The 26,295-nt window shown below is 36.9% G+C and carries 27 protein-coding genes; 1 reads left to right on the forward strand and 26 read right to left on the reverse strand.

Going from position 1 to position 26,295, the window contains the following annotated elements; all coding sequences use genetic code 11:
* Positions 1 to 8 precede the first annotated feature (8 nt).
* The 19 genes from OZX56_RS04860 to OZX56_RS04950 all read right to left on the reverse strand — a co-directional run bounded on the left by OZX56_RS04860 (position 9) and on the right by OZX56_RS04950 (position 17,957).
* Positions 9 to 323 carry a hypothetical protein gene (locus OZX56_RS04860; RefSeq protein ID WP_277139098.1) on the reverse strand — a complete coding sequence of 105 codons (315 nt, stop codon included), beginning with the start codon at positions 321 to 323 and terminating at the stop codon, positions 9 to 11.
* Positions 316 to 888 carry an NUDIX hydrolase gene (locus OZX56_RS04865; RefSeq protein ID WP_277126357.1) on the reverse strand — a complete coding sequence of 191 codons (573 nt, stop codon included), beginning with the start codon at positions 886 to 888 and terminating at the stop codon, positions 316 to 318. The genes OZX56_RS04860 and OZX56_RS04865 overlap by 8 nt, the downstream gene beginning before the upstream one ends.
* Positions 888 to 1,109, reverse strand: a complete 222-nt coding sequence (locus OZX56_RS04870; RefSeq protein WP_277126356.1) for a cold shock domain-containing protein — start codon at positions 1,107 to 1,109, stop codon at positions 888 to 890. Before OZX56_RS04870 ends, OZX56_RS04865 begins: the two co-directional genes overlap by 1 nt.
* Complete coding sequence (gene ileS / locus OZX56_RS04875) at positions 1,109 to 3,898, reverse strand: isoleucine--tRNA ligase (protein WP_277139099.1); 2,790 nt, start codon at positions 3,896 to 3,898, stop codon at positions 1,109 to 1,111. The genes OZX56_RS04870 and ileS overlap by 1 nt, the downstream gene beginning before the upstream one ends.
* 223 nt (positions 3,899 to 4,121) lie before the next feature.
* Complete coding sequence (locus OZX56_RS04880; protein WP_277140353.1) at positions 4,122 to 4,862, reverse strand: DivIVA domain-containing protein; 741 nt, start codon at positions 4,860 to 4,862, stop codon at positions 4,122 to 4,124.
* Positions 4,863 to 4,873: 11 nt separating this feature from the next.
* Positions 4,874 to 5,674: a YlmH/Sll1252 family protein gene (locus tag OZX56_RS04885; RefSeq protein ID WP_277140354.1), complete on the reverse strand. Its 801-nt coding sequence runs from the start codon at positions 5,672 to 5,674 to the stop codon at positions 4,874 to 4,876.
* Positions 5,674 to 5,976, reverse strand: coding sequence for a YggT family protein (locus tag OZX56_RS04890; protein WP_277139100.1), 303 nt, complete (start codon positions 5,974 to 5,976; stop codon positions 5,674 to 5,676). Before OZX56_RS04890 ends, OZX56_RS04885 begins: the two co-directional genes overlap by 1 nt.
* Complete coding sequence (locus OZX56_RS04895) at positions 5,976 to 6,419, reverse strand: cell division protein SepF (protein WP_277126353.1); 444 nt, start codon at positions 6,417 to 6,419, stop codon at positions 5,976 to 5,978. The genes OZX56_RS04890 and OZX56_RS04895 overlap by 1 nt, the downstream gene beginning before the upstream one ends.
* Positions 6,420 to 6,432: 13 nt before the next feature.
* Complete coding sequence (gene ftsZ / locus OZX56_RS04900; protein ID WP_277139101.1) at positions 6,433 to 7,779, reverse strand: cell division protein FtsZ; 1,347 nt, start codon at positions 7,777 to 7,779, stop codon at positions 6,433 to 6,435.
* A gap of 14 nt (positions 7,780 to 7,793) precedes the next feature.
* Positions 7,794 to 9,140 carry a cell division protein FtsA gene (gene ftsA, locus OZX56_RS04905; protein WP_277126351.1) on the reverse strand — a complete coding sequence of 449 codons (1,347 nt, stop codon included), beginning with the start codon at positions 9,138 to 9,140 and terminating at the stop codon, positions 7,794 to 7,796.
* Between the two features lie 60 nt (positions 9,141 to 9,200).
* The gene (locus OZX56_RS04910) at positions 9,201 to 10,055 is read right to left on the reverse strand and encodes an FtsQ-type POTRA domain-containing protein (RefSeq protein ID WP_277126350.1); all 855 of its coding nucleotides are present in this window, start codon (positions 10,053 to 10,055) and stop codon (positions 9,201 to 9,203) included.
* Between the two features lie 18 nt (positions 10,056 to 10,073).
* The gene (murG, locus tag OZX56_RS04915; protein WP_277139102.1) at positions 10,074 to 11,183 is read right to left on the reverse strand and encodes an undecaprenyldiphospho-muramoylpentapeptide beta-N-acetylglucosaminyltransferase; all 1,110 of its coding nucleotides are present in this window, start codon (positions 11,181 to 11,183) and stop codon (positions 10,074 to 10,076) included.
* Position 11,184: 1 nt separating this feature from the next.
* Positions 11,185 to 12,564, reverse strand: a complete 1,380-nt coding sequence (gene murD / locus OZX56_RS04920; protein WP_277139103.1) for a UDP-N-acetylmuramoyl-L-alanine--D-glutamate ligase — start codon at positions 12,562 to 12,564, stop codon at positions 11,185 to 11,187.
* 10 nt (positions 12,565 to 12,574) lie between these two features.
* Complete coding sequence (mraY, locus tag OZX56_RS04925) at positions 12,575 to 13,537, reverse strand: phospho-N-acetylmuramoyl-pentapeptide-transferase (RefSeq protein ID WP_277139104.1); 963 nt, start codon at positions 13,535 to 13,537, stop codon at positions 12,575 to 12,577.
* A 6-nt stretch (positions 13,538 to 13,543) separates the two neighbouring features.
* A complete protein-coding gene (locus OZX56_RS04930) occupies positions 13,544 to 15,700 on the reverse strand; it encodes a penicillin-binding transpeptidase domain-containing protein (protein WP_277139105.1) in 2,157 nt (718 codons plus the stop codon).
* Positions 15,700 to 16,062 (reverse strand): cell division protein FtsL, encoded by a 363-nt coding sequence (gene ftsL / locus OZX56_RS04935; RefSeq protein WP_277139106.1) that lies wholly within the window; start codon positions 16,060 to 16,062, stop codon positions 15,700 to 15,702. The genes OZX56_RS04930 and ftsL overlap by 1 nt, the downstream gene beginning before the upstream one ends.
* 13 nt (positions 16,063 to 16,075) lie before the next feature.
* Positions 16,076 to 17,023: a 16S rRNA (cytosine(1402)-N(4))-methyltransferase RsmH gene (gene rsmH, locus OZX56_RS04940; RefSeq protein WP_277139107.1), complete on the reverse strand. Its 948-nt coding sequence runs from the start codon at positions 17,021 to 17,023 to the stop codon at positions 16,076 to 16,078.
* Positions 17,024 to 17,025: 2 nt separating this feature from the next.
* A complete protein-coding gene (mraZ, locus tag OZX56_RS04945) occupies positions 17,026 to 17,457 on the reverse strand; it encodes a division/cell wall cluster transcriptional repressor MraZ (RefSeq protein WP_277126343.1) in 432 nt (143 codons plus the stop codon).
* A gap of 173 nt (positions 17,458 to 17,630) precedes the next feature.
* Positions 17,631 to 17,957 carry a DUF3397 domain-containing protein gene (locus OZX56_RS04950; RefSeq protein ID WP_277139108.1) on the reverse strand — a complete coding sequence of 109 codons (327 nt, stop codon included), beginning with the start codon at positions 17,955 to 17,957 and terminating at the stop codon, positions 17,631 to 17,633.
* Positions 17,958 to 18,044: 87 nt separating this feature from the next.
* Here OZX56_RS04950 and OZX56_RS04955 point away from each other — a divergent pair, with 87 nt between their 5' ends.
* Positions 18,045 to 18,185, forward strand: coding sequence for a DUF4044 domain-containing protein (locus tag OZX56_RS04955; protein ID WP_277126341.1), 141 nt, complete (start codon positions 18,045 to 18,047; stop codon positions 18,183 to 18,185).
* Positions 18,186 to 18,219: 34 nt separating this feature from the next.
* Here the strand turns inward: OZX56_RS04955 and mreD are convergent, their stop codons facing one another.
* From mreD to OZX56_RS04990, 7 genes are all read right to left on the reverse strand, one after another.
* On the reverse strand, positions 18,220 to 18,750 hold the full coding sequence (gene mreD, locus OZX56_RS04960; protein ID WP_277140355.1) for a rod shape-determining protein MreD: 531 nt from the start codon (positions 18,748 to 18,750) through the stop codon (positions 18,220 to 18,222).
* Positions 18,750 to 19,601, reverse strand: a complete 852-nt coding sequence (mreC, locus tag OZX56_RS04965) for a rod shape-determining protein MreC (protein WP_277139109.1) — start codon at positions 19,599 to 19,601, stop codon at positions 18,750 to 18,752. Before mreC ends, mreD begins: the two co-directional genes overlap by 1 nt.
* Positions 19,602 to 19,649: 48 nt before the next feature.
* Entirely contained in the window at positions 19,650 to 20,654 is a 1,005-nt protein-coding gene (locus tag OZX56_RS04970) for a rod shape-determining protein (RefSeq protein ID WP_277126339.1), read from the reverse strand.
* Between the two features lie 161 nt (positions 20,655 to 20,815).
* On the reverse strand, positions 20,816 to 21,439 hold the full coding sequence (gene radC / locus OZX56_RS04975; RefSeq protein ID WP_277139110.1) for a DNA repair protein RadC: 624 nt from the start codon (positions 21,437 to 21,439) through the stop codon (positions 20,816 to 20,818).
* A 39-nt stretch (positions 21,440 to 21,478) separates the two neighbouring features.
* Positions 21,479 to 22,156, reverse strand: coding sequence for an HAD family phosphatase (locus OZX56_RS04980; protein WP_277139111.1), 678 nt, complete (start codon positions 22,154 to 22,156; stop codon positions 21,479 to 21,481).
* Complete coding sequence (locus OZX56_RS04985) at positions 22,156 to 23,418, reverse strand: folylpolyglutamate synthase/dihydrofolate synthase family protein (protein ID WP_277139112.1); 1,263 nt, start codon at positions 23,416 to 23,418, stop codon at positions 22,156 to 22,158. The genes OZX56_RS04980 and OZX56_RS04985 overlap by 1 nt, the downstream gene beginning before the upstream one ends.
* 1 nt (position 23,419) lies before the next feature.
* A complete protein-coding gene (locus OZX56_RS04990; RefSeq protein WP_277139114.1) occupies positions 23,420 to 26,059 on the reverse strand; it encodes a valine--tRNA ligase in 2,640 nt (879 codons plus the stop codon).
* Between the last annotated feature and the right edge of the window lie 236 nt (positions 26,060 to 26,295).

Here is a 26,295-nt window from a genome sequence, read left to right on the forward strand (position 1 = left end):
AAATTATTTTATAAATGAAACAATGCTAATAGTACCAAAACAATTAAAACCAAGACAATCAAAATAGCTTGATTCAATCTTCGCTTGAGTCGCAAACCTTTATCAGCTACGCCTTCTTTTTTGGAGGTAGTTGCTGGCGGCGTTTGCTTTTCTTGGCTAGTTCGCTTTTGCTGAGTGGTCTGGTCTGTTACTGGATCACGTTTAAAATCGGCATTTACATCAAGCTCTGCTTCATCATTAAAAGCTGACTTAATTTTATGCAAAACTTTTTTACTTTTTTGCTGCTTAACTTTTTTACGGTAATCTGAACGTTTCTCAGTCATTTTTTCCCTTTACATCTGTACCGGTCAACAGCATATTTTCCCAGAGACTCATCGCATACAATGTTTTTAGATCAACGATTTTCCCTTGCGCAAACAGCTGCTTTAGCTGCGCCAAATCATACCAATGACTAGTTAAAAACTCGTCGTCATCCAACGGACGTTTCTCAGCTAATTTAGTTAAAGTATCACAATAAAACAAATGCAGCTGCTCACTAGAAAAGCCAGGAGAAGAATAAAATTCAGTGATTTTTTCCCAATAATCTGCCCGGTAGCCGCCTTCCTCGTTTAATTCACGCTTCATCGCATCTAGTGGACTAGCATCCGTAGCGTCAACTAAACCAGCAGGAATTTCTAAAGTCAATTGCTTAATCGGTTCACGCCACTGCTCAACTAATAGCATTTTCTGCTGGTCATTAACAGCAAGAACAGCAGCGGCTGGTTGATGTTCAACCACTTCTCTTGTAGTAGTGACACCATTTGGCAAATTAACTGTCCTAACTGAAAGATCAACAATTCGCCCCTTAAAGATTTGTTTTGCAGAAATTTCTGTTTCTTTTAAGTCCATTATTCACTTTCCTGTGACTCAGCCAAATAAACATTGACACATTGTAAACCGTTTTTGCCTTGGGCAAGTTGGTATTTTACTTTTTGGCCAACTTGCAAACGCCGATAGCCGGCCTCTTTAATCGCAGTATAAAAGACAAAATAGGCCTTATGATTTTCTTGATCTTCAATAAATCCAAAACTACTGCCTTGGTCAAATTGCTTTACTGTACCTAGTCGCATTAATCTTCTAATCCTTCTTGAACTACTTCAGGATAATCTTCTTTAACAATTGTAGCACACCGTCCACAAAGCATTGGCAAACTTTGATCAACCCCAATATCAGATCTAACCATCCGACAACGTGGACAAACCTCACCAGTTGCTTTTTCAACCTTAATAGCTGCGTTTGGTAGTTTTTCTGCATCAGCTGGTGCATCACCATCAGCAATCGTTAATTTTGAAACAATCAGAATTTGTCTAAAGTTAGCATCTAAAGTATCAAGAACTGCCCTAGTTTCTTTAGTAGGATAAATAGTTACAGCTGCTTCAAATGATTTACCGATTAATTTTTGATCACGAGCCAGCTCCAAGGCTTTAAGAACATCATCACGCAGGTTCATAAACTGCTTCCAATTAGCCAAAACCTCATCATGATTAGCGTATTGCTCAACCTCTGGCATATCGGATAGTTGAATATAATCTTCTTTTTCTTTCAAGAATGACCAAATTTCTTCCATAGTATGTGGCAAAATTGGCGTCAGAATTTTCGCGATTTTAACTGTTGCATCATAGATAACTGTCTGCATTGAGCGTCTAGCCTGACCATCTTTACTCTCAATGTACAAAACATCTTTAGCAAAGTCCAAATAAAAGGCTGATAAGTCATTAGCAATAAAGGCAAAGACCTTCTTATAAACAGCATTAAAGTCGTATTTCTCATAATCAGCTAAACAACTCTCAACCAAGTCATTTAACCGAACTTCTAGATATTGATCAACAGGAGTGAGTTTTTCATATGCAACTCGATTCTTATTTGGATCAAAATCAGTCGTATTAGCCAGCATATAGCGGAAAGTATTTCTAATCTTACGGTAACTTTCAGATGTTTGTTGCAGAATCTCATTTGAAACAGCGACATCAGAAGTGGCATCAACTGAAGCTACCCACAAGCGAATAATTTCCGCACCCATTTTCTTAATTACATCATTAGGAGCAATTATGTTGCCTAGCGATTTCGACATCTTATGTCCTTTGTTATCTAGCACAAATCCTTGCGATAAAATTCCTTTGTAAGGTGCTTTGCCAGTAGTAGCAACTGAGGTAATCAGGCTAGAGTTAAACCAACCACGATATTGGTCACTACCTTCAAGATAAAGATCGGCTGGATAATGCAAACCAGGGCGATGATCCATAACGGACTTGTGAGAAGACCCAGAATCAAACCAGACATCTAAAATATCATTTTCCTTGGTAAACTTACCATTTGGCGAATGTTCAGAAGTAAAATCAGCCGGTAATAATTCTTCAACTGGATGAGTATACCATGCATTAGATCCCTCTTTAGCAAAAAGTTCCGCAACATGCTCAATGGTCTCTGGAGTAACAATTGCAGTGCCATCTTCAGCATAAAAAATTGGTAGTGGAACACCCCAAACTCGCTGACGAGAAATGACCCAGTCCCCGCGATCTTTAATCATATTATGTAAGCGTAATTTACCCCAAGAAGGCACAAAATCAACTTGATCAATTTGATCCAAGATTTGATCACGACACTTATCAATAGAGGCAAACCATTGAGTAGTAGCACGATAAATAACTGGTTTTTTAGTCCGCCAATCATGTGGATAAGAGTGCGTAAAGAAACTCAATTTTAGTAAATTACCAGATTTTTTTAATTTTTCACTAACCACTTTATTAGCATCATTGTAAAACATGCCAACTAGGTCTGGATCAGGAATTTCTTCAGTGAAGCAACCCTTATCATCCATTGGACTAAAGACAGGAAGACCGTACTTTTGAGCAACATTACAGTCATCCTCACCAAATCCAGACGCAGTATGAACTAATCCAGTACCGTCATCTGCGGTAACGTGCAAAGCATTCATTAGCAACGAATCTTGATCATATAACGGGTGCTTTGCTACCATTCGATCCATTTGCGTACCTTTGAGATGCTGCACAACTTGGTAGTCTGTCCAATCCAAGTCCTTTGCCACAGATTCCAAAGCGTCTGTACCAACTACATAACGCTTATCGCCAACTTTAACTACCGAGTAATCAAACTTTGGATTAACAGTAATTCCTTGATTTGATGGAATAGTCCACGGAGTTGTAGTCCAAATTAAAAAGTAAGTATCTTTTGCATCTAACAGACCTTTACCATCTTTAACTGGAAATGCAACATAAATTGAAGGTGATTTAATATCATGATATTCTACCTCTGCTTCTGCTAATGTTGATTCGCTTGATGGTGACCAATAAACTGGTCGTTTCCCCTTGTAAATATAGCCTTTTTCATACATTTTACCAAAAACACGAATTTCTTCTGCTTCATATTCTGGTTGCAAAGTAATATACGGATGATCCCAGTCGCCCATTACTCCTAAACGCTTGAAATCAGCCTTTTGCTTTTCAATTTCTTTTCTGGCATATTCTTCACAAAGTTTACGATATTCAGCACGACTCATCGTCTTACGATTAACACCTTGCTTGGCAAGCTGTTGCTCAATTGGTAGACCATGAGTATCCCAACCTGGTACATATGGTGCATAATAGCCGTTCATATTTTTGAAGCGAACAATAATATCCTTAGAAATTTTGTTCATTGCATGCCCCATATGAATATTACCATTAGCAAATGGAGGACCGTCATGCAGATCAAAACGTGGCTTACCCTCATTTAGTTTTAATCTTTGTTCATATAAGTTATTTTCTTCCCATTCTTTTTGCCATTGTACTTCGCGAACAGGTAGATTACCTCTCATTTTAAATTTTGTTTTGCCCAAGTTGAGCGTATCTTTTACTTTCATAATAAAATTCCTTTCTATACAAAAAACCTCGTCCTAAATTAGGGCGAGGTTCATTATCCGTGGTACCACCTAAATTGAGTTGCTACACTCCACTTAAATCTTGCGTATCGTGCAAAAGACGTAATAAACCTATCCTAAACAGCTGATCAACCATTAGGCTCTTATATTAGCCTCCCACCTTCGCTAATTCGCTGAATTGCCTGCAAGTTTTACTGTTAGTTTATTATTTATGATCTTTATAATCATCTGGAAAAACAATTGTTGGCTCAGAGCCATTGTTTGTAGGGGTGATTTCTGACTGACTAATTGTCTCATGATTTAGACTATCTCCAGCCAATGGCTGAGGCTCATCTAAGTCATCAAGATCATCAGCTTCATCAATATCCTCCTCACCAAAGTCTACTTCATCTTCATCTTCATTGTCAAGGTCTTCTTCATCATCGTCATCTGCTAAAGTGATTGGTTCAGAACCATCTGGTGGATAAAAACGCTCAGTATCAAAGTATTTATCTAAAGCCTTTTGCCATTTTTCATCATTTAAATTATCAATTGCAATCTGCAGTAAATCTTGAATATGACTACGATAACCGGATACTTCCTTTTTTAAACGTTCATAATCAGCCCTGATCGTTGCTTCTTGTTGACGCTGATAATTAGCATCAACTTTCGCCTGTTCAGTGGCCTCATTAATAATTTCCTGTGCTCGTTTTTGTGCTCCAACAATTGTCTGTTTAGCAGCTTGTTCATTTTGTTTAGCTGTATCCGCCTCGGCCTTTGCTTGCTCGGCTTGCTGGCGTGCATCTTTGACTTGTTGTTGTAAATTGACAACTTCATTTTTTAAATCAACCATTTGGTCCAAAGCATTACCATAATCTTCAACCACTTGATCCAAAAAACTATCAACTTCACGGCGATCATAGCCATTAAGCCCCCGCTTTTTAAAGTCTTGATTATGAATATCCATTGGCGTTATTTTTACTTGTTTTTCTTCGTTTGCCACAGTTTCAGCACCACCCTATATTTTCCTTTTTTGGTTGTAACAATATTGACAATTTCACTTCTACCAAAGTGTCTTAAACTGAAAATATCCGCTACTTTTACTATTATATTAGAATCTTGAACTACATGCCAATTTAATTTAACATTTCTCTGCGTAATTGCAGCTTTTACTTGGCCACGACTTTGATTACTGAGTCCAGCTAAAACTGCATCTAATCTCAATGATGCTACAATAATTGTAGCCTCGCGACTATCATCTTCTGGTATTAAAACATCTTTTTGATCAATTGGGAGAATTCTAACTTGATTGCGGCCAATACGTGTAATCTGTTCAGTAAAGAAATTTAGTAACGTAGTTTTTACAAAAAACTGCCACCTACCATTGCCATCAGTAATGATATCACCAAAAGTATCTACTTCAACTCCTGAATTAGCCAAACTACCTAAAATTGCACTATGATTTAACTTGGCAAACTTACTTGGATAATTAACTTCACAAGGAGTAACCAAAAAATCCTCTAAGGCTAGTTCTTGCCAATCTAAACTAATCCAAACACGCTTTTTTTCAGCATTTTGATAACCACCAAATTCTTGCACAACTAAATCCTTACCAACAACAGTTTTCAGGATATTTCTTTGACCAGGATCTAAAAAATCAGTCAGGATAGGCTGGTGACGATAGACTACCCTATTAAAAAAACCGACCATTTGATCGATAGTCGATTTTTCTTCAGGCTCAAAATATGCATAAAAACTACTTGCTTGTCTTTTCTCAATCATGAAAACAACCTAAACAAGATATTTACCAGCCAATTAATTGCATAATCTTGTACAAAATATAACAACAATAAGCCAATTAGAAAGGATAAATCTAACCCAGTTGAATAAGAAAAACGTTGAATTGGTCCTTTGCGAAAGATTCTTAAATATGGATCGATCAATTTATCAAACAATCTACCCACAGCAGAATCTCTTAGAAACGGTATCCAGCTCATAATTGCATCAAAAACCATAATAAGACTATACAGCCAAATAAGCCATTTTAGTGCATTTAAAATATAAAAGAATACCTGCCACATCAGCTTAAATTATCTTTCTTATCAACTAAATCGCTAATCTTGCCGTTGGTAACAAACTTTGGCGGTGTAGCTAAAAATATTTTATCACCAACTCGTTGAATTTCTCCACTTAGTGCATAAACAGTCCCAGTAATGAAGTCAACAATTCTTCTAGCAGAAGCATCATCCATTCGACTAAAATTAATGATCACAGCCTTATTATTTAACAAGTTTTGAGCAACATCTTTAGCATCTGAATAAACTCGCGGTTCATACAAGACTATCTTACTCTTAACCGAATCTGCACCTGACTTAATCGAAACAACTTTATCTCGATCTATCGCACCGAGTGGGACAGTATTTTCGGTTTCATTTTGTTGATCATCAATATAGTCTTCGCTATCATACATTTCTTCATCTTCATCAGAAATGCCGAAAAATTTACCTATTTTATTAAACGACATGTTTGCCTCCTAGTTAATTTTCACCGCGATGCTTAAAAAATGGAATATCATCTACATCGTCATCTTGTGCATTAGTCTCAATTTGTGAAATACTATTTTGATCATCAGTAGTAAATGAATTTATATCATCATTTTTGTCAAAATCAGTTGGTGAAACACGTCTAGGTTCACGGTTATCATCATTATCCAGACCCCAGACACTAGTAGGATCAACCATCGGCTTATGCTTAGGAGCTGGCTGAACTACAGTTGATTGATTTAATGGTTGTTCTGATTGAACATTCGGTTGTGATTCATGTGCAACTTCGTCTTGCTGAACATCATCAGCCACTTGAGCTGATACTGGCTGTGACTTAATTTGATGACTACGCCCTGGTAACTGCTTTGACGCTTCTTCTTCAGCATCAGGATTTATCCCCGTTGCAATTACAGTAACGACAACTTCATCACCTAAGTTAGGATTAATTGAAGTACCAAAAATGATATTTACATCGTCACCAGCAGCTTTAGAAACTATTTCAGAAGCATCCTGAGCCTCAAACAAAGTTAAATCAGGTCCACCAGTAATATTTAGTAACACCTGCTGAGCACCATCAATTGAAACCTCAAGTAATGGCGAAGAAATAGCTAGCTTGGTTGCCTCAACAGTTCTGTTCTCACCATTAGCGCGACCAATACCCATTAAGGCAGCTCCTTGATTAGCCATCACAGTCTTAACATCAGCAAAATCTAGGTTAACATAATCAGTTGACGTAATTAAATCCGAAATTCCTTGCACACCTTGTTTTAAAACATTATCGGCTTCTTTAAAAGCATCCATCATAGGAGTCTTTTTATCAACCATTTCAAGCAAGCGATTATTAGCAATGATTACTAGCGTATCAACATATTGTTTTAATTCCGCAATCCCTGATGCAGCATTCTTTGAACGCTTGGGTCCCTCAAAAGTAAATGGACGTGTAACAACGCCAACTGTCAAAGCACCAGTTTCTCGAGCAATTTTAGCAACAATTGGTGCAGCACCAGTCCCAGTTCCACCGCCCATACCAGCAGTAATAAAAATCATATCTGCACCTTTGAGTGCATCTTCAATTGTTTGTTCACTTTCTTCAGCAGCTTTTTGTCCAACTTCAGGATGAGACCCTGCGCCTAAACCTCTAGTTAGTTTTGGGCCTAATTGAATTTTATTTTCTGCTTTATTGCTATTAAGCGCCTGTACATCTGTATTAGCTGCAACGAAGGAAACCCCTTGAACGCCATCATCAATCATCCGATTAACTGCATTTCCTCCAGCACCACCAACACCTATCACTTTAATGACAGCATTTTTATTGTCATCTGAATCGAATGTAAAATCCATCTAATTAACCACCTTTAATCAAAGAACTTTTTAAAGAAGCTCTTTATGCCATTTTCACTTTTTTTATTGCTATTTTTGGGCCTGCTTTGCACAGCCTTCTGCCGTCTATTATATTCTTCTTTTGTATTGGTTTCACTAACATGAGTAGATCTTTTTAAATTTTTAGAATTATTTTCTGCTGGTGCAACTTGGACTTGATCTGTTATTTTCTTACCATAAATTGCATTGATTGCTAAAAAATCAATATCAGATAAATTATATGCATAATTAACAATACCGTATGCAGCCGAATATACTGGATTACGCATACCAATCTGATCTGGCTGATAGACACGAGTTTTTATGTTTAAGGAATTGGCAACTAAATCATCAATTCCTTGTAACAGGCTATTACCACCAGTAATTACAATTCCTCCAGGTAGTTTCAATGCATCATGCTTATCTAATCCCTTACCAATTCGCTCAATAATTTGCATCAGCCGGGCATTAATTATTTTACTAAGATAAACTTCGTCAATCATTTCCTGGCCATCTGCACCAACACTATTGACCGCAAACTTATCTTTAACCGAGGCCAAAGCCGGATCAGCATAGCCATAATCAAGTTTGATCTGCTCCGCATCCTTTTTAGAAGTACTTAGTACGCTAGAGATATCATTACTAATATCACTACCACCTTCTAAATCAATATTCGCATACTTAATCTGACCATCATGGATAACGGTTGCCGTCGCAACCCCACCACCTAATTCTAGAATAATCGAGCCGAATGTTCGTTCACTTTCATCAAGTGCGACACTAGCAATTGCCAACGGGATTGGCACAAAGAAGTTATTTTGATAACCAGCCCGTTCGATTGCCTTCTTAATATTATGTAGTGGGCCAGCTGGAGCGGTTAATAGTATCCCTTGAACAGCAAGCGAGTGCGCAATCATTTTTCGTGGATCGTCAACTTCAACTTTGCCATCAATTAAAAATCGTGTAGTCAAGAACGCAATTGGTTCACGTTCACTTTTACTTGCAGATTTAATTGCTGCTTGCAAAAGCCGACGAACATCACGATCACCTACTTCTTGTCCAACATCACTTACATTAATTAAATCGCTGGCTGTTTCTAACTGCAACATTCCAACTGGAATGCCAGTAACCACCCGATAAATATTTGAGTTGGTCTTCTTCGAAATTTCTTTTAAAGCTTGTCCAATTGCACTTGCTGTTTCATCAATATCAGTAATATTGCCATGTCGCATACCTTTATTAGGCACTGCCACTGCTCCAATTACCTTACCAGAATCAGCTACAACGGCTTTTACACTAGTAGTACCGATGTCTAGGCCCACTAGAAGATTCGTGTTATCCAAAATTAATCCCCCATCAACGCTCTCTAGGAAATTTTACCATAAAAAAATCATAAATTCAGCTTACGTTAAACCATAATTTTGCTTTTCTTTAACGGTAAGTGGGCGAGTAAATGCCCCTACTTCCAAATCAATCAAACTATTTTTCACGGTTTTTGTTTTAATTTTATTATAATAATGTATTTTATCTTTTAATGTTGCGATATTACCAACTACAACATTGCCATCTTTCATTAGAAAAATAACTTGTGATTTACGTCTAGTATTACCACTTAATAGTTTAACCTGAGATCTAAATTCATCAGGTAAACTATTAAATAGCTGCAAATCTTTTTTTAAAGAAAACTGCTTATTATAACCAACAAAGATTGGCTTGTCTTGATTTACCTTATTCCAAGGTAAAAGTTTGGTACCAAGTTTGCCGTGTGCTAGAATTTTACGGTATTTATTACCCGTTTTAATATAGCCGATTGGAGGATGTTCAGTTATTGCTAAGGTCAGACGATTAAGCTTATCTGCTTTAACTTCAACCCTTTGAATCTCTGTATATTTGTCCATTAAATTATTGCTTAACTGCTTTTGATTAAACAAACAATTGACCACTTTATCGCCTGCTTTAATTCCAGAAGTTTGAACAATTTCATTAGCTGGCAGATCGGCAACTCCCTGGATTTTTACTTGCTTAATTATAGCTAGCGGTGAAATATAATATCCTAATATAATTATCATCACCAAAGAAATAATAATAATCGATCCTAAACGTTTAACAATTGCTGAACGTCGCTCGTTACGCAACTTAGCAAGCGAATCTGAAGCCTTATGTTTAGTAGACTGCTTTTTGCTTTGACTAGTTTGGTGAGCTAAATAACGTGACAGTTTTTCTTTTGGATCTATTTTAGTAACCCGTCTCTTCGTCATATAGTCTCACCTTACTTTCTATTTATTTACCAACTCTTGCATTACTTTAATTACTTGATCTGATGCATCAGGTATCCCCAATGATTTTGAAGCTTTCCTCATATCATGAGCATACTTATCATCAAGCAAAATATGATCAATTGAAGAAATAAAATTGTTAGGATTCAGGTCGTCTTCAGGTATTACCAAAGCCGCCCCCGCTTTTTCTAAATCAATTGCATTTTTCATTTGATGATTATGCGTAACATTAGGACTAGGAATTAAAATTGCTGGAACTCCTAATGCCGTAAACTCTGCAATACTCGTTGCACCAGACCGCGAAACAACACAGGTCATCTCTGGCAATAAAGCAGGCATATCCTTAATATATGGAGTAACTTTTAACTGATCACCATAATCAACTCCAGCCAGCTTTTCTTTGACCTCGTCATAATAGTAAGTTCCTGTAGCCCAAATAATTTGATATGGCTTTTTACTTAGCTTGATAATTGATTGTAGCACAATTCGATTGATTGCTAGCGCGCCACGAGAACCGCCAAAAATTAACACAGTTGGTACCTTGGGATTAAGTTGCCATTGTTTATGTAAATCAATTTTAACTTCAGGTAATGCTAGAACTTGCTGGGAACGTGGATTACCTGTTTTAACTAACTTGTTTTTTTCAGAAAATTGCTTGGCAGCATCATCAAAACTATAACAAATCTTGTCTACATAATGACCTAAATATTTGTTAGCCAATCCCACTACAGAGTTAGATTCATGGATCATTGTCGGTATATGCATTTTAGCTGCTTCATAAACAACTGCAGCACTGACATATCCCCCAGTCCCAACTACAATATCTGGCTTGAAGTCATGTAAAATTTGCTTTGCCCGTTTAGTTGCTTTGATGAATAAACTAATAGTAGCAAAATTTTTAAGTAAATGCTTGCGATTAAACCCTTGAATTTCAATTGTTTCAAAATTAACCCCTGCACTAGGGACAATCTTAGCTTCGAGTCCTTTTTTAGTACCTACAAACAAGATTTCATCATTTGTGGCTAATTCACGCTGCTTTAAACGTTCGATAATCGCCATAATTGGATAAATATGGCCACCTGTGCCACCGCCAGTAAAAATAACTTTCATTTTAATTTGTCTTTAAATCCTCAATTAATTTTATAAAACAATCGCCACGTTCTTCAAAGGTTTTAAATTGATCCCATGAAGCACAGGCAGGAGAAAACAGTAATACATCACCAACACTAGAAAGTTCATATGCCTTAGGTACAGCAACTTGCAAGGTGTCTTCAATCTCAATTTGCTTAATTCCAGCCTTACGTGCCGCATCTGCCAGCAAATATCGTGTTTCTCCATAAAGTACAACAGCCTTAACGTGTTTTTTTAGTAATGGAACTAGTGCGTCGAAACTAAAACCTCGATCTAAACCTCCAGCAATCAAGATTTCAGGCTGATCAAAAGACGGAATCGCAACAGAAGCTGCTTCAATATTAGTGGACTTAGAATCATTATAAACTTTCCGACCTGCTAGCGTTGTCACATATTGCAATCGATGTTTAGCTCCAGTAAATGTCTTCAAAACACTACAAATATCTGAATTACTTGCGCCCAACAAATTCGCAATTGCAATCGCAACTAACGCATTTTGTTGGTTGTGTATACCAGGTAATCTCATTTCTGATATTGGCATAATTTTGCCAGTTTTACTTTGTAAATAACCATCAGCAATAAAATAATCAGCTTGGCTATCTTTTTCGGAAAAAGTTTGAATCTTCGCTTTAGTTATTTGTTGTTCTTGAGCAAAAATTTCTTTCTGATCATAATTGGCGATTAGATAATGCTCACTACTCTGAGTTTTAGTGACATTTAACTTGGCAGCTACATAGTTGGCAAAGGTCTTATGATAATCAAGATGGACATTATTATAAATATCGATAATTGCCGCTATTTTAGGATCAAGATCAGTTACTCCTAGTAGTTGAAAACTTGACATTTCAACTACTAAAACATCATCTTTGGTTACATGATTAACAACTTCAGAAATTGGCTTGCCAATGTTACCGACAGCGTATGCATGGTGTCCACTATCAGACAAGTGGCGCTCCAAAATCTGTTGAGTTAGCATTACTGTCGTAGTTTTACCATTTGATCCAGTAATACAGACATAGGGCGCATCGCTTACACTTAAAGCAACTTCTGGTTCTGTAATAATCGGAATTTGTAATTCCTGTGCCTTTTTTACCAACGGATTATCATAAGGAATTCCGGGGTTCTTTACCAAATAGTCAAATTGCTCCTGCGCTAACAATTCAAGTGGATGATACCCACTAATAATATGAACACCTTTTTGGGCTAGTTGCTGCGCCTGCTGATTATCATTTAGATCTGCCTGATCATTTAAAGTTAGCTTTGCACCGAGTTTCAGCAATAAATTACTTACTGCAAAACCACTTTTACCTAATCCTAACACTAAAATATTTTTATTTCGATATTTATTTAGTTGCTTCATTTGTTTCTGTTTAGCCCCAGATTACTATATATAAAAAACTACCGATTAAGCCAATTAACCAAAAGACTCCATCAACTTTCCATTCACTCCAACCAATCATTTCAAAATGATGATGAATTGGTGTCATTTTAAAAATTCTTTTCCCTGTAGTTTGAAACGAAATTACTTGTAAAATAACACTTGCGGTTTCACAAACAAATACAATGCCAATCAATAATAATGACCATGGTCGATTCAAGAGGATACTGACTACGGCCAATCCGCCTCCTAAAGCAAGTGAACCAGCATCACCCATAAAAATCTTAGCCGGTTTATGATTAAAAATAAAGAACGAAATTAATCCGCCAATCACACTCATACAAAAGAATAAAACAGCAGAATTGTGCTGCTTAATAGCTAAATAAGCATAAGTACCATATGCCAGAATCGATAGCCCAGTAGCTAGGCCATCTAGGCCATCCGAAAGATTGACCGCATTAGAAAATCCAACTAACCAAAATACAACAAAGGCAATAAATAAAATTACGCTGGTTACAGTTCCTACAAACGGAATAAATAGCTTAAACTTAAAGCCATCACTAGCGGCTAATCCTACTACTACTGCCGCAATTAAAATTTGCAGCAGCAACTTTTGCCATGCCCGCAAACCTAAATTACGCTTAAAAAAGAGCTTGATCGCATCATCAAGAAAGCCAATAACACCATAACCTAATAGACTAATTACTAAAATCCAAATACTTTTATTTAGCTCATGTTGCCACATTGCCACCCAAATAGTAGAAACAGCCGCTGCTAAAACAAAAACGACTCCTCCCATTGTTGGCGTACCTGACTTTTTTTGATGCCATTTAGGACCCTCATCGCGAATTTCCTGTCCTTCATGATGACTACGCATAAAAATAATCATCCAAGGTAAAATAAATCCTGTTAATACTAGTGAACTAACCAATGCAATAATACTATTAATGAGCATATAGTGCTACTCCTTTAATTCTATTTTTAATTTTGTTCCAGGCTTAATAGTCGCGCCAGGTTTAATACTCTGCTTTTGAACTACTCCACTGCCTTTTAAATCTAGCTTAATATCAGCCAATGTTGCAAACTGCTGCAAGTCGTTAAGTGTCCATCCATGCATCTCTGGACAAGTGATTTTTTTGGTTGTACGAACAAACAGCTTATTACCAACTTGCATTTTTTTATTTTCAGCCTGGGCAGTTATCTTATTTCCCCGTCCAAGCTTAACCAGTTTGAGCCCCAATTGACTAGCTTTTTGTTTTGCGCTTTGAAACGACATTTTAGTAAGATTAGGCACAGTAACTAATTTAGTAGTATCGTGCTCATTTTTTGACATTAAAATAGTACGATTCATTACTGGCTTAAAGATTGATGCCAAAATAGTTTCTGCTGGCTTCACCATCCGTCTTGGTTGTTTCATTGTGATATAAACACAATAACGTGGTTTTTTAGCCGGGGTAACTCCGACAACTGAGAAGATATAATTATTATCGCCCTTAAGATAACCTCCATGTGGATTCGCTATTTGTGCAGTACCTGTTTTAATAGCAATACTTTGATGATCCATTCGATAAGTTGCACCAGTCCCTATTCGCTTATTGAGAACCCGTTTCATATTTTTTAAGACAACTTGGGCAGTTTGCTTAGAATATACAGGATCTCCAACATCTTGAACTTGGTACGATTTAATTGTCTTACCACTAGCATCAGTTTCTTTTTCAACAAACTGCGGCTTCACCATTTGTCCTTCATTAGCCAAACTGCTAAAGGCCTGCATCATTTGCATAACATTAACATTAACTCCTTGACCAAAACTAGTTACTGCCTGATCAACTGGAGATTTAAAAGCTAGCAATCCTGATTGTTCACCAGGGAGAGTAACTCCAGTTTTTTGATTAATTCGAAACTTTTTCAAATATTTATGCCAGGTTTTCGCACCCATTTGTTGTTCAAGGTGTACGAACCCTGTATTACTAGATCTTGGAAAAGCTTGTGAAAAGGGAATACTACCCCAACCTGATGACTGCCAATCATGTATTACGGATCCTCCAACCGAAACCGAACCAGAATTGTAATACTGATTAGGATGGTAATTTCCACTATCAACAGCCGCAGATAAAGTTAAAACTTTAAAAACTGAACCAGGTTCAAAGGTATCCTGTACCAGAATATTACGATAGGATTTGTCCATTCCCTTTTTTGTCTGTGGATTAAAAGTAGGTCTTTGAGAAGCAGCTAAAATTTTACCAGTTTTCATGTCTTCAACTACTGCAGTCATAGAAACTGGATTATATGTTTGTTGCACATCTGAAAGACGATTTTCCAAATAGTCTTGTAATTGTGAATCAATCGTCAAATACAAGTCATTACCATTCTTAGGGGCACGATAAGATTGTGCATGATTCGGAGCTTGATAATTTGCCGCATCAACTGATGAAATTTGCGTACCATCTTTACCCGAAAGCAAGTCATTATACCATGCTTCTAATCCCATTGTACCAACTAAATTCTCAGTATTAGTCTTTTTATCATACTCTGGTTCAGCATAGCCAACTATGTGAGAAGCAAAATTACCATTGGGATACAACCTAGCTGGAGTCTCAAAAAACTTAATTCCTGGCAACTTCATCTTGACTATTTGATCACGCTGACGTTTAGTCAGTCCACTTCCAGCTGCACCAAACTGAACCTGGAAAGCTGAATGACTAGGATTCAGATATTGCAAAATTTTACTTGCAGATATAGGTAGTACAGTCGCTAATTTATCGGCTGTTTTAGATTTATTAACCACATATTCTGGTTTATTTTTATAATTTATTGAAGTTTTATCTAAGATCGCATAAACCGTATAAAGATGCGAGTCTTGTGCCACTGCTAATCCATTCCGATCATAGATCGTACCGCGAGATGCCTTTAAAACCTGATTCCGTTTATATAACTGTTCAGTTCTTTGACTCAAGTTTCTGCCATTAACGGTTTGTGAAATTCCTAAATATAAAAATCTTCCTACAAATACAAGAAAAACCAAAGCCGCAGCTACTTGGAGACATCTCCCCACTGTAAAACGGTAGCCGTGGGCTTTGGATTTTTGTGATCGCAAATTATTAATACTTTGTTTCATTAGTGAACATTCCTAATGTTTTTTTCAATTAAAGTTAGTCCTTTACTTCGAGCAATTTTGTTCATTCTTGCACTTGAAGTTAACTCACCGATTTCTTGGTGTAAATCACTAACTTTATTTTGCTCTTTAACAACTGTTTGCTGAACATTAGTCAGCTCATGTTGAGCTGACGTGGCTGAAACACTAGCTGAAACTAATGTAAACATTAGTCCTAATGTAATTAATGTTCCTAAAATTAGCAAGACTTTTTCAAAACCAGACCAAACAACGTGTTCTTGGTTAAGAGACACTCGTTGCTTAGCATTTGGTTTATCTTTTTCATTAAGGTTAAATGTAACTTTTCTTGCTAAATTATCAGCCATCGGCTTTTCCTCTTTACAACTTTTCCGCGATCCGTAACTTTGCACTGTGTGAGCGGTTATTGTTCTCTAATTCTTTAGTCGAAGCAACAATAGGTTTACGATTGATTAAACGAAGAGTAGGCTTCATGCTATCTGGTATCATTGGCATCCCACGTGGTACTTCAACTTCTGAATATTTTTTAAAAATCTTTTTTACTATTTTATCCTCATCAGACTGAAAAGTAATTACGCTAATTCTACCTTTAGGTTTTAGCAGCTTAATGGCTTCTTCAAGCGATTGCTCAAGAACCTCAAGCTCATGATTTACTGCAACGCGCAATGCCTGAAAAGTTTTCTTAGCCGGATGACCTCCGCTACGCCTAGCATATGCCGGAATTGCTTCTTTAATAACTTCCACTAACTCAAAAGTTGTTTCAATTGGTTTAGCTTGTCTTCTAATAACAATTTTACTGGCTATCTGACGAGAAAATTTTTCATCACCATATTTATACAAAATATTTGCTAACTCTTTTTGGCTTGAGTTGTTTACCAACTGGTAGGCATCAAGTGATTGCTGTTGATCCATTCTCATGTCTAATCGAGCATTGAAGCGGTATGAAAATCCCCGCGTTGCTTGATCAAACTGAGGAGAAGATACCCCAAGATCATAATATATTCCATCAATTCCATCAACATAGCCTAGCTTAACCAGGTTCATATTCAAATGGCTAAAATTGTCATGGACTAATTCTAATCTCGGTTTACTATTATTTGCCAATACATCCGCAAAGTTTAAACGAGCCGATTTTATTGCAAATTCATCTTGGTCAAAACCAATCAAAGTACCTGAATTAAGCTTGCTTAACAAATATTTTGCATGACCACCACCACCAAAGGTTGCATCAACATAAAGGCCATGGTCTTTTGGTTTTAAATTATCTATTGTTTCATGTAAAAGTACACTAGTGTGTTTGAATTCCATAGTTAAAGCTCAATATCATCCAAATCTTCTGCGATATTATCATAGTTTTCGTTAGCTTCATCGCTAAAGCTTTCCCAACGTTCACTTGACCAAATTTCTATTCGATCTGAAACGCCTACAATAACACATTCTTTTATTAAAGCCGCGTGTTTCTTCAAAGTTGTGGTCAGATTAACACGCCCCTGTTTATCGAATTCGCATTCCATCGCACCAGAATAAAACAATCGCGTAAAACTACGCGCATTTCTCTTAGTTAACGGAAGACGGGCTAGTTTAGATTCCATTTTTTGCCATTCTGCAATAGTATAACCAAAAATGCAACCCTCCATGCCACGAGTAAATACCATTTTTTCTCCAATCTCTTCACGCAAATGGGCAGGGATAATTAATCGCCCTTTGCTATCAAGATTGTGATGGTATTCACCCATGAACATGACCTAGCCCCCCTTCCAAAGAATAATTTACCACAATTCACCACTTTCTACCACATTTTTACCAAAAAACTTAAGTTATTTAATATTTTAACAAGCTTAAAAAAACAGCTTAGGATTAATATTAATCCTAAGCCATTTATAGCTAAAAATTTACTTTTAATAAGTGGGGGAAACTAAATCATTAAGAATAATAAACCGATATACCAAAAAATTGTGCACGCAGTCAAATAGTCCCACAATTGACGTAGTGTTTTTTGCAAAGAAATATTTTTGTACTTTATCGTTTCAGACACTGCAACTACAATTACTAAGATAAAGAAAAGCAAAAATCCATAGGGCAAAAATTCAGGTTTTCGCTCCTTTGTCGTAATCAAATGACAGGCAAAACAAAAAAATAATGGTAAAACATCATATCCCCGAAAAAGTGCCTTAGGAAAAGCTTTATTCAACATAAATGCTAAGGCCAAGCCAATTATTGGTGCCAAAAAAATCAAAAACATGATCATCCTCCTAAAGATCTATTTTACTACATAATTGAAAAAAACCATTAATAAGGATAAAATATTGTTCATGTAAGGAGGACAAACATGGCTAGAAGAAAAAAGAAGAAAAAATCTGGATTTCAAAAATTGACTATTTTTATGGCATGGCTAATGGCTTTTATTACACTAGCAGGTATCTTAGTTGCAGTTATCCCTGCACTAATTAACAACGGTACAATCGGCTAAAAAAGCGTGAGAACTAAATTCTCACGCTTTTTAATTAGCGATAATTATCTAAGTTAACCATGAAAGGATAACTTTGAGCTAACTTTGCCCAAATTGGATATGACAATAGCGTAAATATCAGTGACCAGCCTAAAGTTGGCAATATGCCAGCTAACATTGCTCTTATGGATACATTAATTAATCCTACAATATTCAAAACCAACCAACTATAGATATTCAAAACTGCTAAAGTTAACAAAACTACTAGTATTTTTACCCAGAAAACTTCTGGCAAAAACCGAGCCACCTTTTGTAAAAGCCAACAGCATAAAGGCAAGCCGACAGCATAAATTCCAATAAAACCCCAAAAATATAAGTCACTGATAATTCCAACTATAAGAGCTAACCAAATTTCTTTTTCATTGGTATCATCAAATAAGGCAATCAGCATTACTCCTATCGGTAATATTAAACATGCGCCGTTCCCAATAACCATAAATTGGTGTAAATAAAATGACAAGCTACCATCAAGCACTAAGGCAACATATAGTGCAAACGCTAGAACAAATCTGCGCAAAGAGTGTATCAATCTGCTACCTCCCGCTTAATTACAGTCACCACCGAAGGATCATTTAGTTCACCAGCCGGATTAATCTTAATTAGGTCAGACAAGCCAAAAGAATCACGAGTTGTGCTAGCAACTTTACCAACTAACAGTCCTTTAGGAGAATTGCCTCCCAATCCACTAGTATAAACTTTAGTACCTTTAACTAATTTCTTATTATCAAGAGCCTGGGTAAATGCTAGGTCATTATTGTTCATTACAGTAACAATTCCATGAATTTTTTTACCATCTGTAGCAGTTGCCTCGACAGCAAATCGATTAGCAGCCTTATCACTAGTGGTAATCAGTTCAACTTTAGCAGATGCAGCATCTACCTCAATTACACGCCCAATCAAACCACCTGCGCACATGACTGCCATATTTTTTCGAATACCAGCCGTTGTTCCCTTATTAATAACTAATAAATCAGTCCAACTAGTTGGTGTTCGCGAAATAACTGACGCATCAATCATTGTATAGTCAGTCAACGTTGCCTTTAATTTTAATGTTGCTTTTAATTGTTTATTTTCAGCTTCCAGACTTGAGTTTCGTGCCTTTGTTTGCTCTAGTTGTGTTACCTTACTCTTTAAATAATTATTTTCATTTTGTGTTTCTAATAAATCATGAACATTATTCAAACCATTAGATACTAAACTAACTGGCAAATCAACAATCCGAGTACCTACGCTAACTATATCGTTTCCTAAACTCTGAATAATTATTGGAGTATTACGTTTATTACGCAAATTAACACTAACACCCATAAAAGAGAGGATGATAATAATTACAATACAAACTGACAATAATTTTTTATTTTGTAGAAATTTCTTCATTTGGAATCGTTCCTAAAAAAGCTGGCAATAAATCTACCAGCTTCTATACTATTTATGACTTCTGCGGATTACATCAATGTTCTTCAAAGATTCGCCAGTTCCGACAGCAACACAATCTAGCGGATCTTGTGCAATAAAGACCGGTACCTTAGTTGCTTCAGAAATAACATCCGGTAAATTCTTAAGTAATGCACCACCACCAGTTAGTACAATTCCGTGATCAATTACATCAGCAGCAATTTCAGGAGAAGTTTGTTCCAGTGTTTCTTTGATTGCAATAATAATATCTTGGACTACATCCTGAATCGCTTCAGCAACGTCAACAGCTTTAACATCAACAGATTTTGGTAACCCAGTGACTAAGTCACGTCCACGAATGTTAACTGCTTCAATTCCCTTAGCTTTTTCAATTGAAGCAGAACCAATTTGCATTTTAATATCTTCAGCGGTTCGTTCACCAATTAACAAATTAAAATTAGAGTGAATATAATTAACAATCGCCGCATTAAATTTATCGCCAGCTTGTCGAATCGAGGTAGATGAAACTATCCCACCAAGCGAAATAGTTGCTACATCAGTAGTTCCACCACCAATATCAACTACCATTGAACCAGTAGGATCCATTACAGGTAACCCAGCACCAATTGCTGCAGCGAATGGTTCTTCAATTACATAAGCCTCGCGAGTACCAGCTACCCGTGCAGCATCAATTACAGCACGTTTTTCCACACCTGTTACTCCGGAAGGAACACAAATCATTGCAGACGGTTTTGAGGTTCCAACAGTTTTCTCGATGAAATATTTTAGCATAGCTGCTGTTGTGTCATAATCAGCAATTACCCCATCTTTCATTGGACGAATTGCAACGATGCTGGCAGGTGTTCGACCAATCATTTCTCTAGCCTCTGAACCAACCGCGATCACCTTGTTAGTCTGGGTATTTTTGGCAACGACTGATGGCTCTCTAAGAACAATCCCCTTACCTTCCATATAAACAAGGGTATTGGCAGTACCCAAATCAATACCAATATTTTTTGTTCCTAATCCAAACACGAAAATCTCTCCTTCATTATTGCAGTCTTTAATCTTCAATAATTATAGCATAAAGCACGTAGCAAAAAAATTTTCAGTTCAAGCTTAAGATGAATTTAAATTAATTCGAATCATTATGATAGTATTTTAGGTAGTTAATAATCAACAAAATTCTATCATTATTAAAAGACCTCATGCTCTCTTAAGCTTACATAATGACCCTTACCAACAATAAAATGATCAAGAAAATCGATCTGCAATAAATCAGCACCTTTTTGTAGCATCTTGGTTAATTTTAGATCGCTCTGTGAGGGAGCAACGTTGCCGCTTGGGTGATTATGGACAACGAATATTCCCGCACACGCATAAATCATCGCCCATCGAAAAATCTCACGTGGATGGACCACTGACTTATCTAAAGTACCCTTAAATAACTTCTTTTCAGCAATAATATGGTTACTGTTGTCAATATAGATTGCCCAAAGTTCCTCTTGTTTACGTCCTGCTAATTTATTAGCCAAATAAGTGCCTACCTCATTACTTGAAGTCAAAACCGATTCACGATCTGGGATCGCCAAACGCAAGCGCTCTAATACTTCCTCACTGAGAATTGCAAGCTGATCATTACATTTAGCGCTAGAAAGATATTGCAATAAATCATTAAAATCAGCAATTTGTAACTGCCGCAACTGGCTGATTAACTGACCAAAGTTACAAATCTCCACCTCTTCTAATTGTTTAACCAAATTATCTAGCAGCTCTATATCCGTATCTACCAAATAGTGCTTGGACTTGATGATATTCATCAAAATCACTCCCTTCACTATTTACATACGCAAAATCGTCTATATTTTTTGTAAAAATTCAAAAAAGTCATCGCAAATAAACACCGCATTTTTTTGATCTACTTCAGTCGCAGGCAATAAGTCGGGTACCATGACGCATTTAAGCCCCGCATTTTTAGCAGCAGCAAGGCCAGTTCCCGAATCTTCAAAAGCTAAGATATTTTCTTTAGGTACGTGCATTTTTTTAGCAGCCCATAAATAAATATCCGGAGCTGGTTTAGGTTTAAGCTGCTCACGTTTAACATCATCATAATTTAGATGAAACTTAAAGTAATTCCGAATTCCTGTTTGCCATAAGTCATATTCAATTACTGCTTCGTCATTGCTTGATACAACTGCCATAGGTAAGCCCAACTTTTGAAAAGTATCAAGTGCAGCTTGAACACCCGAACGCAGTTTTAGCTGCCCTTCTTGGCTCCATTGTTTAACTAATTCATTAGTGCGATCAATAAACTGCTGCTTCTGGTCTTGATTTTTAAAATATCGATGATAAAAATCCTGCATATCATTAGTAGTTGAACCTACTAATTTTAAATATGTATCATCTGGCATATTGAGTCCTGCTTCTTGTGCAGCTTGAATATTAGCCTGCCAGTATAAATTCTCCGAATTAATTAGCAAGCCATCCATATCAAATAGGATACCAGTAATCTCTTTGTCTATTCCTTTGACTCGCATTATTTACCTGCCTCCAATTGTAAAACATTGCCTACCAAATAAAAAGAACCCGTTACTAATAATATATCATGAGAAGTACTAACTCGTTTTAGCTTGTTATAGGCTTGTTGCCAATCTTCATGATAAGAATACTTCGCCTGGATTGACTTAGGAAAATCCTGTTTTTTTGCCGCGCGTGGATAATCAATTGTCGTTAATTCGACTTGATCAGTATCATTGAATAGTGAAAATACTGGACCAAGATCCTTATCTTTCATCATCATAATCAAAGTTCTAACTTGCCCATGACGCTTATTTTGTTCCTGATGCACAAACTCCAATAAATTGCTCATTGCTTGCAAATTATGAGCACCATCAAGGATGATTAGCGGATCATTTTGCAAAATTTGGTAACGACCGGGAATAACAGTTTGATTGATAGCTGCAACAATTTCTGCAGCAGTTAGTGGAATTTTTAATAAGTTAAAAGCTTGAACGGCAACTGCGATATCATAACTTTCTACTTCGGGCTTAATAAAAAATTCTAGCTTATGCTGTTTATCTTGATAAGATAATCTTTGATTAGAGTTAACTGTGAAGTCACGGCTCAATAGATAGCACGGAGCATGCATTTGATTAGCCTGCTGCTCAATAATTGGCAAGACACTAGTGGGAATATTGCCTAGGACAACTGGTCGATTAGCTTTAATTATTCCACTCTTTTCACGAGCAATATCTTCGATAGTTGGACCAATTAGTTTTTCATGATCTAGGCCGACAGTGGTAATTATGCTAACTTCTGGAATTATTACGTTAGTCTGATCTCGTCTGCCGCCAATTCCAACTTCAATTACAGCATAATCACACTTTACTTGAGCAAAAAAAGTAAAAGCCATGGCAACTTCATATTCAAAAGTAGACAAAGCAAAGTTACTTTCTTTACGGCTAATTTTGGATAGAGCTCTTTCAACTTGATTAGCAACTATTACAAGCTGGTCATCACTTATATTTTGGCCATTGACCTGCATTCGTTCGCCAAAGGCAAAGACATACGGTGAGACAAAAAGGCCAGTCTTTTGACCAGCCTTTTGTAACAAATTACTCAAATAGTAAGAAGTTGAGCCTTTACCATTGGTGCCCGTAACATGAATCGTCTTTATCTTATCTTGGGGATTATCTAAAACTGCTAGTACGCGCTTAATATATGATAAATCAGCTTTGTCATGCAATTTAGGTAATGTATATAAATAAGAAATTACAGCTTGAGCATTGGTAAAAATCACATTATTTACTCTCTTTCAATTCTTGAATCCGTTTTTGAACCCCAGCAAGTTGATTTTCATAATCAGCCTGTTTGGCCTTTTCTTTGTTAATTACCGCTTCCGGTGCATGAGCAACAAAACCTTCATTAGCAAGCTTTTTAGTCGCACGTGCTACTTCTTGCTGAAGACTAGCCTGTTCCTTTTCCATTCGCTTAATTTCATCATCAATATTAACTAATTCACTTAATGGAACAAAAATCTGTGCTCCAGAAACAACAGCAGTTTTAGCTAGTTTTGGTGCTGTAATTTCTGTAGCAATTTCTAAATGCTTTGGATGCAGAAAGTTTTTAACGTAGTTTTCGTTATCCGTCAAAATCCGTTCATTCTTCTGTTCTGAAAGTTGAATCTTAATATCAATTGCTGATGACATTGGCGCATTAACTTCCAAACGAATTTTTCGAACCGCTTTAATAATTTCAATTAAAAAGGCCATGTCTTCCCTAGCACTCTGATTTGCAAATTCTTTATGTGGCTCAGGATACTTAGCAACCATAATCGATTTCCCAGTATGCGGCATTGATAACCATAGTTTTTCAGTTACAAATGGCATGATTGGATGAAGCAAACGTAAAGTTTGATCAAGAATCCAAATTAGATTCTCTTGCTTTCTAGTTTTAAGTTCTGAATCATCGCTGTTTAAATCAACCTTAGCAATTTCAATATACCAATCACAGAAATCGTTCCAAATAAAGTTATATAATTCTCTGCCGGCTTCACCAAATTGATATTCATCAAATAGACGAATCACGTTAGCCACTGTTGTATTTAGACGATCAAAGATCCAACTATCTGCTAAGTCAAACTTACTTGTATCTGGCATTTTAGCTGGTTGAGCATTGTCTGGTAAGTTCATTATCACAAAACGCGCGGCATTCCAAATCTTATTGATAAAGTTCCAAGCAGCAGAAAGTTTCTTAGGATTATAACGAGTATCTTGACCAGGCGCAGTTCCGTTTAACAAAAACCATCTTAATGCATCAGCACCGTACTGATCAACTACATCCATCGGATCGACACCATTACCTAAAGATTTACTCATCTTACGGCCTTGCTCGTCACGAATTAATCCATGCAGAACTACATCTTTAAATGGTCTTTTATTGGTAAACTCTAAACTTTGGAACACCATTCTAGAAACCCAAAAGAAAATGATATCATAGCCAGTTACTAACGTATCAGTTGGGAAATACCGTTGAAAATCAGATGCTTCTTCATCTGGCCAGCCCATTGTTGAAAATGGCCACAATGCACTTGAAAACCAAGTGTCCAGCACATCTGGATCTTGATCCCAATTCTCGATATCTTTAGGTGCTTCTTCACCAACATACATTTCACCAGTTTCCTTGTGGTACCAAGCTGGAATGCGATGTCCCCACCACAATTGACGTGAAATTACCCAATCATGAACGTTTTCCATCCACTGATTAAATGTTTCTTCGAAGCGTTCCGGAACAAAATTAACCTTATCTTGAGTTTTTTGGTTAGCCAAAGCCTTTTCAGCTAATGGCTTCATTTTAACAAACCATTGCTTAGACAAACGCGGTTCAACCTGAACTCCTGAACGTTCAGAATGTCCAACTGAATGGACAATTGGATCGACCTTAATCAAATAGCCAGCTTCTTTTAAGTCAGCCACTAATTGCTCACGGCAGTCAAACCGATCCATTCCAGCATATTTGCCACATTCTTCGTTCATAGATCCGTCAGCATTCATAACATTAATCCGCTTTAGATTATGCCGATTACCAACAGCAAAATCATTGGGATCATGAGCTGGTGTAATTTTTACTAACCCAGAACCAAAGTCAGGATCAACATGCTGATCTTCAATAACTGGTAAATGACGACCAACTAATGGTAAAACTAACTCTTTACCAACTAAATCTTTGTAGCGTTCATCCCCTGGAGCAACAGCAACCGCGGTATCACCAAACATCGTTTCTGGACGAGTCGTAGCAATATCAACATATCCAGACCCATCAGCGAATGGATACTTAATATGATAAAAAGCACCTTCATCGTCCTGATGAATAACCTCTATATCACTCAAAGCAGTCTGCAGAGCTGGATCCCAGTTAATGATATATTCACCGCGATAAATTAAGCCTTCATTGTAAAGTTGCACAAATACTCTGCGGACTGCCTTAGATAAACCTTCATCAAGAGTAAAACGCTCACGAGAATAGTCAAGTGACAACCCCATCTTACCCCATTGGCCTTTGATGATATTGGCATATTCATCTTTCCAGTCCCAAACTTGCTTGACAAAGGCTTCTCGTCCCATTTCGTGACGATCCTTGCCCTGATCACGCAACTTTGCTTCAACTTTAGCTTGAGTTGCAATCCCAGCATGGTCCATTCCAGGCAAATATAAAGTATCATAACCTTGCATTCGCTTAAAACGAATTAAAGTATCTTGAATCGCAGTGTCCCAGGCATGCCCCAAATGTAATTTTCCCGTAACATTTGGTGGGGGAATAACAATCGAATATGGCTTGGCTTTTTTATCACCCGATGGTTTGAACAGCCCTTGATCAAGCCAATCTTGGTATCTTCCCTCTTCAACTTCTTTATGGTCATACTTTGCTGCTAAATCAGTCATAAGCTTTCCTCTTTTCTTTTAAACAAAAATCGTCCTAGAACATATCTGTCTAGGACGATTAAATTACCGCGGTACCACCTAAGTTAAGCAATAATTGCTTCTCTTAATAAGCGTGATAACGACATCTTGGCCGGATTAACTTACTACTAGTTCAGTCAATCAGCGTCAAAACCAAGCTACCAATTAATTTTCAGCCTTTCAGCATTCTGGCCTTTCTCTGTTAATAAAATTAATTC

Source organism: Lactobacillus sp. ESL0684, from assembly GCF_029392675.1.
In the GTDB taxonomy this organism is placed as follows: domain Bacteria; phylum Bacillota; class Bacilli; order Lactobacillales; family Lactobacillaceae; genus Lactobacillus.